The organism is Prevotella sp. CAG:255, assembly GCF_000431195.1.
GTDB lineage: Bacteria > Bacteroidota > Bacteroidia > Bacteroidales > Bacteroidaceae > Prevotella > Prevotella rara.
This window is the reverse complement of sequence record NZ_HF986788.1, coordinates 23,037-29,015: the sequence shown is the minus strand read 5'-3', so window position 1 is coordinate 29,015 and position 5,979 is coordinate 23,037. Positions and strand designations below refer to the sequence as shown.

The 5,979-nt window shown below is 34.6% G+C and carries 3 protein-coding genes and 1 pseudogene; all 4 read left to right on the top strand.

The features are described 5' to 3' along the window. Positions 1-716 precede the first annotated feature (716 nt). Positions 717-3,626, top strand: a complete 2,910-nt coding sequence (locus tag QVO66_RS03915; RefSeq protein ID WP_021854102.1) for a hypothetical protein — start codon at positions 717-719, stop codon at positions 3,624-3,626. An 11-nt stretch (positions 3,627-3,637) separates the two neighbouring features. Continuing rightward, positions 3,638-4,714, top strand: a complete 1,077-nt coding sequence (locus tag QVO66_RS03910) for a helix-turn-helix transcriptional regulator (protein ID WP_021854101.1) — start codon at positions 3,638-3,640, stop codon at positions 4,712-4,714. Between the two features lie 41 nt (positions 4,715-4,755). Then, a complete protein-coding gene (locus QVO66_RS03905) occupies positions 4,756-5,283 on the top strand; it encodes a WG repeat-containing protein (protein ID WP_021854100.1) in 528 nt (175 codons plus the stop codon). A gap of 362 nt (positions 5,284-5,645) precedes the next feature. Continuing rightward, a pseudogene (locus QVO66_RS03900) lies at positions 5,646-5,979 on the top strand (reverse transcriptase domain-containing protein); the annotation flags it as partial.

Below are 5,979 nucleotides of genomic sequence, written 5' to 3'. Positions count from 1 at the left end.
GTCATGAGAGGATAAAAGAGTTGCGGAAATGAGGAAAAATATAAATATAAACAAAAGATAACGCAAAATAATGAAAAATTTTTTAACCAAAATCGGTTGTTAGTATTCGGTCTGTATTTTTTATATTGAGCTGATTTTGGTTAGATTTTTCATAAGCGCTTTTTATTTCATAGTTTAAATGAGGCGTGGAGATGGCGGTAAAAACTTATGACAAAAATATTTTTCAATCTGGAAAACGAAAAGTAAACGTATGTTAATGAAGTGACAATAAGAACGTCATTTAATTAACATACGTTTATAAATAAGTCGGAACATATCATTAAAATCAGCCATTTCTGAGCCTGAAACTATAAGTTTGAGCCTCTGAAATGGCACCTTTTCATCCGTAAACGGGCCACTTTTTATGCGTAAGTGGGCCGGTTATGTTTTTTAACACTTCCGCTTTTCTCTCTTATTCGCTGCAACTCCCTGTCTATCAGTGCTTTAACAAAACATCCCGTTTTTTGCCCTTTTCTGCCCAAAATCGCGGTATGGCGAAGAGCATGCGTGTTCTGAGAGCGTTAAACGGTCGGGAAAACATGAAGAATGTTTACAATATAAAATCTAAAGATGTATATATTATTTATTGTGCGAATTTATGTGTTTTATTTATATAACGAACATAGAGTTCGTGATTAATTCGTAATTTTGTACATGATTTTCAACATTAAACGATTATGGCAAAACTATCCGTACATCCACATCAAGGATATTTGAATACAGAGTTCATTATTCAGTCATATTCTGAAGCTGATAAGATGGTTTGTATCTATCCTAAGGATAAAAATGATTTAAATGCCGGAAAGCCTGCATTATCTATGTTTATTTTAGATGAAGGTTCTTTACGGAAAAATTATGTATTTAAATATCCTGGTCGGTATATTATTATGCTTAATAATGATAGAAATAGTGCTGTTGAAGTTGAAGTGAAAGATGCGGTTAGGTTTGGTGGTAGTACTTATAAGAATAGCTACGTCTTTGAAGAAACACCGTGGTGTTTTGTCGTCATGAGAGACCGTACATATTTTTATAACCGTAACACTGATGAACAGTATGTTGAAAGTTTTTCTCCTGATGAAATTTCATGCGTAAACAAAGATGTTGTCTTGCTCAGTAACAAGTGTGATGAAAGAACTCTGTATTCCCTTACAGAGCAACGTCCATTAATAACTTATAGCAATGGAATACTGCTAAATAAAGATACCCTTATATTTCAAAATGAGGCTGATGGTAAAACCAAGTTAAATGTTGTCCGTTTTAATGATGTAATATTAGATAAGAAAGAATATCAGTGCGATTGCTTTTCTTTATGTGAAGATGGCGGTGCATTATATTTTCATGAAGATAAAACGATTTATACCTTATCGTTAGAAACACTTGAAATTATAAAATCACTCAAGAGAAACTGTAGATCTTTTGACGTTATTAAATTTATCAAATTTACAAACGGACATTATTTTGTTGAAATTGAATATATTAAGTCTAGTGCTAAAATATCAGTCCATGATATATTGTCAAATGATTCGTGGTACGTTTGTGATTTAAAGAATCCTTTATTTACCTGTGAGGATGTAGATGTAGTTGACACTGATGCTGAAAAAGATAAGATTAAACAGATTATCCATTTAGCGCATGAATTCGATTTATTTAATAAGGAGAAACCACAATTACTCGGAGGTATTAATATTTCATATAAATACAAAGAGATAAAGAAATTTTTTGTCTTATCAAGACAGCTGTATTATTTGATTGAAGAAAATTCATTCACCATAGAACGTACAGGATTAAAAAATGAGATACGCAAGCAATATCTGAGAACGTCGGATAATAATTTTGAAATTGAAATAAGTGATTATAATAACGTTACACATGAAGATGATTATTTATTCATTAAAACATACAGTAAGGGAGAAAAATTAATTGTATTGAACGGTGATGGAGTAGTTTTACGTGGTGATTTTACCAAATACTGTTTTGCCGGAAGAATATTTCTTTCAGAAAAGGACAGAGATGGTGATGAGAGCATTTATGAATTTCATGAAGGTAAGATAACTCTCTTTATGAAAGGGAATTTTACCTGGAACCATTTTGAAAAATATGGAATATTAAAGCAAAGAAAAGATAAAAGACAAAATGTAATATATGCTTTTTCTCCAAAAGACAGTTCAGAATACTCTAAGTTCGAGTTTGATAATAATACAGATTATGGCTTTCGTGAATATACAGAGCAAAAGCACTTGAAATATGGCAATAAGGAGCTGTATTGTTGTGGAGTGATGTTGTGGAATACAAAAGTTGATTTGCCTGAGGATGTAAAGGCTTTATCTGAAGAACTGAATTATGCCATTTCAGTCAAAGGCACACATGTGTTTTTAGGCAGGATGTCAAAAGCTCAAGGCGGATTCATAAATGTGCCAATATTAGAGTCTTTATTTGATACTTCAACCTATGGCAATGTATTAATGTCGGATGACGGCGAGAACATTGTTTATCAGAAAGGCGATGATTTAATATTGATGAATACCGGCACACAAGAAGAACAATATTTTCCTAATACGAGTTTTATATCTCAGATCAATGGATATCGTCCTTTGTTTAAAGTAGATGGCAGCCATCGTCGTCCGAGAGTCATAGACCCTATGACAAGGCAATACATAAATCAGGACTATATAACCAATTATAGATTTGTCAGTCCTGACGGTAAGTTGTATGCCGACAGTGCATTAAGCAAATATATAAAACATCTGGATAGAATAAATAAAGTTTTTATATCAAAAGAACAGCTTCGTGATATGATTGAAAAATATGATTATCACTTTGGTATCAGTAATGAAGAAAAAGAAGAAAAGAAAGAAGCACGTAAGGAATTTATAAATATGCATAAAGACTATTTTAAAAACCGAAATATTGAATATTTGCTAAGTTCAACAACATGTTTTACTGATATAATAACAGAAGATTATGGATATGCCACAATACGAAAAGTTGGAACAGATGAACTTTATTGTGAGATAGAATTAGGACCCAAATTGCGTTTTTTAAATTATGTCGCATTTTCATATGATTCGCGATATGTAGCCATCGTCGGCCGTTACCCTGATAATTGTTTTTATAAAGGACTGTTGCTGATCTATGATATGGACAATCACAAAGAGATAAAAAAAGATACTAAACATTATGCCGTATGGACAGCAGCTTTTACACAAAAAGGCTTTTATGCAGCCTATGACAGTCTGCCGACATTATTGTATGGAAATGTTTATGATGATTCTGGAGTAAATGAAGTTTCAGGCAGAAATTTTCTAACATTCAGTCCTGATGGCAAATACATAGCTTTGTCAAATCAAGGATATGTGCCTTATAAAGATGAAAATCATAATTGGGGACATCAACCTTCAACAATGATTTTTGTCCATTCGGTAGAAAATCCGAACGAACAGATTGTACCGACAATTAGCGATTTGTCTGATGCAGGAGTTGCTGAAATAGAATCAGTGGCGTCATGTTCATTCTCGCTCGACAACAAGAAACTGATGATGGTCGGTAGAGACGGAATTGTTGTGATAAGGAACCTTCATATTGAATAAAACAGAGAATTATGCCAAAGAATAAAAATGCGTTGACACGCTATAAAATACTTGATGAACTTTTGTCGAACAGGTATCATAATTATTCACTTGACGACTTGACAGAGGAGGTTTGCAACCGTTTGTCAGAGATAGAACCTGATACCGATGGAGTGAGTCGCAGAACTATAGAAAAGGATATTGAATATCTTGAATATAAAGGTCCGTTTACAGGTGTAGACATCGAACGTTATTATATCGGTAACGAAAAAAACGGGCGTAAAAAGATGTGTCTGCGCTACGCAAATCCTAACTTCTCGATATTCAGCAAGCCTCTCACTACCGCCGAGGAATATCTGCTCAAGGAAGTTATATCGCTGTTGGGACAATTTGACGGACTGCCAAACCTTGACGGACTTGAAGGTCTTAGGCTTGGACTTGGAGTTAAACATAACGACAGACAAATAATATCTTTCACGAAGAATCCGCTTGAAAAATCAAACCTTTTTGGAAGACTGTTCACTACTATCTCAGAAAAACAAGTAGTTGAATTGCACTATCATAAGTTCAGTGAGTCTGACAATGAGAAGAAAGTAATCATATACCCATATTTGCTGAAAGAATATAACCGCCGGTGGTATTTGTTCGGCTCGGCTGAAAGCGATCTGAAACTTTTGGTCTTTGCTCTTGACCGTATTGATGATATAGTACCTTTGCCGTCGCATAAATATGTCGACTATGATGGTGATATTAATGAACGCTTTGAAGACATTGTCGGAATAACTCTTTTTGACAACAGTCCGTTATATAAGATAATATTTTGGACAAGCGATGCTGCAAAAGATTATGTGGAAACAAAGCCTCTCCATGAATCTCAGCGCACGCTTAATGACAGTACAGTATCTGAACTTAGACTGAAATACTCTGAATTTCAGGGCGGAAAGTTTTTTCGTATTGACTGTAAGGAGAATTATGAACTGATCAGACTTTTGACATCTTTCGGAAAAGACCTTATCGTACTTGAACCGACAGATATTCAAGATAAGATTTGGAAAAGAATAACAGAGATGGAGAAAGAATATAAAAAGGTACGAACAAAGAGGACGTAGGCCGGTGCTACCTTTGCACTTGAAAAAATAAATAAAGGCTTATGGAAAATATTAGAGAGAATGCTTATGGATATGTAAGAGTTGTTGAACGTTCTGATTATAAATGGGGAGTGATTGACAGTAAAGGCAATATTGTTGTTCCGTTCGGTAAATACGACTGGATTGACGGATTTGACTCCGGGCTGTGTAGAGTTAAAATCGGAAAAGAGCCATCAACTCTTGCCAATAACGGCAACAAATGGGGCATAATAAATGAACATGGAGAAGAGGTACTGCCTTGTGAATATGATGAAGTATGGAACTTTTATGGCAAGAACCGTTGTTCAACGAGGGTTGTTAAGGATGGCATTGCCAGTGATGTATATTTTCACAATCTTAACCCTGAACTACCCGTAAAGGAACAGAAAGTCAAATCAAATAAGCCTAATTACCGTAGGCCTTACTACGCAATACGTGAAACTTATAATGATTACAACGGCACATATGCCCAGGATGTAATGGGATGGAGCGATCAGGATATCGATGACGTACTTGACGGAGAGGCAGACGCATACTGGAATATTGACTGAGTAATATAAAAAACAGTAAATTCAAAATTATTCATTATTACGAAAATAGATTTCGCCGTAATGATGTAACTTTGCAGTCGAAATAATAAAGAAACTACGCGGTCTTTGGCAAGTCTGATAACTGAAACTAAATTTTGAATTTTGTCCTGCGTGGTGTGAGCCTTGCTCTTTTTAGAGTAAATTCGCGGGATGTCTTCTTGCCCTTTGGGTTTGAAGATAACAATGTCAGATAGTTAATGTAATGATTCTGTTAAGTTGTTACTCGCAAGCTAATAGAAATTTTTACAGACAAAAGTATTATATAAAGAAAACGATGTTTCAGTCTACAGATGAGTTAAAGACCGCTCTTAATTCAGATAAAGATGGATAAAGCAGAAATAGCAAAATTGGCACGTAAGATGTCAAATAAAGATGATATTTTGGCTCTTCTTAACCGTATTAAGCTGGATGATATGGCTGAAAATGGGCTTGCGGACAAGTTTTATCCATTTACAATGAAAAATATAAACTTTTACTGCAATCCAAACAATACACATCATCGTTACAGACAATTTAAGATAAAGAAGAAAACAGGCGGATTCAGACAGATTACCGCCCCGAGGAACAGGAGCTTTATGCAGATACTCAAGTATGTCAATGAGATATTCAAAGCTATTTATTCTCCGTCTGATTATGCTATGGGATTCACGGAAGAGC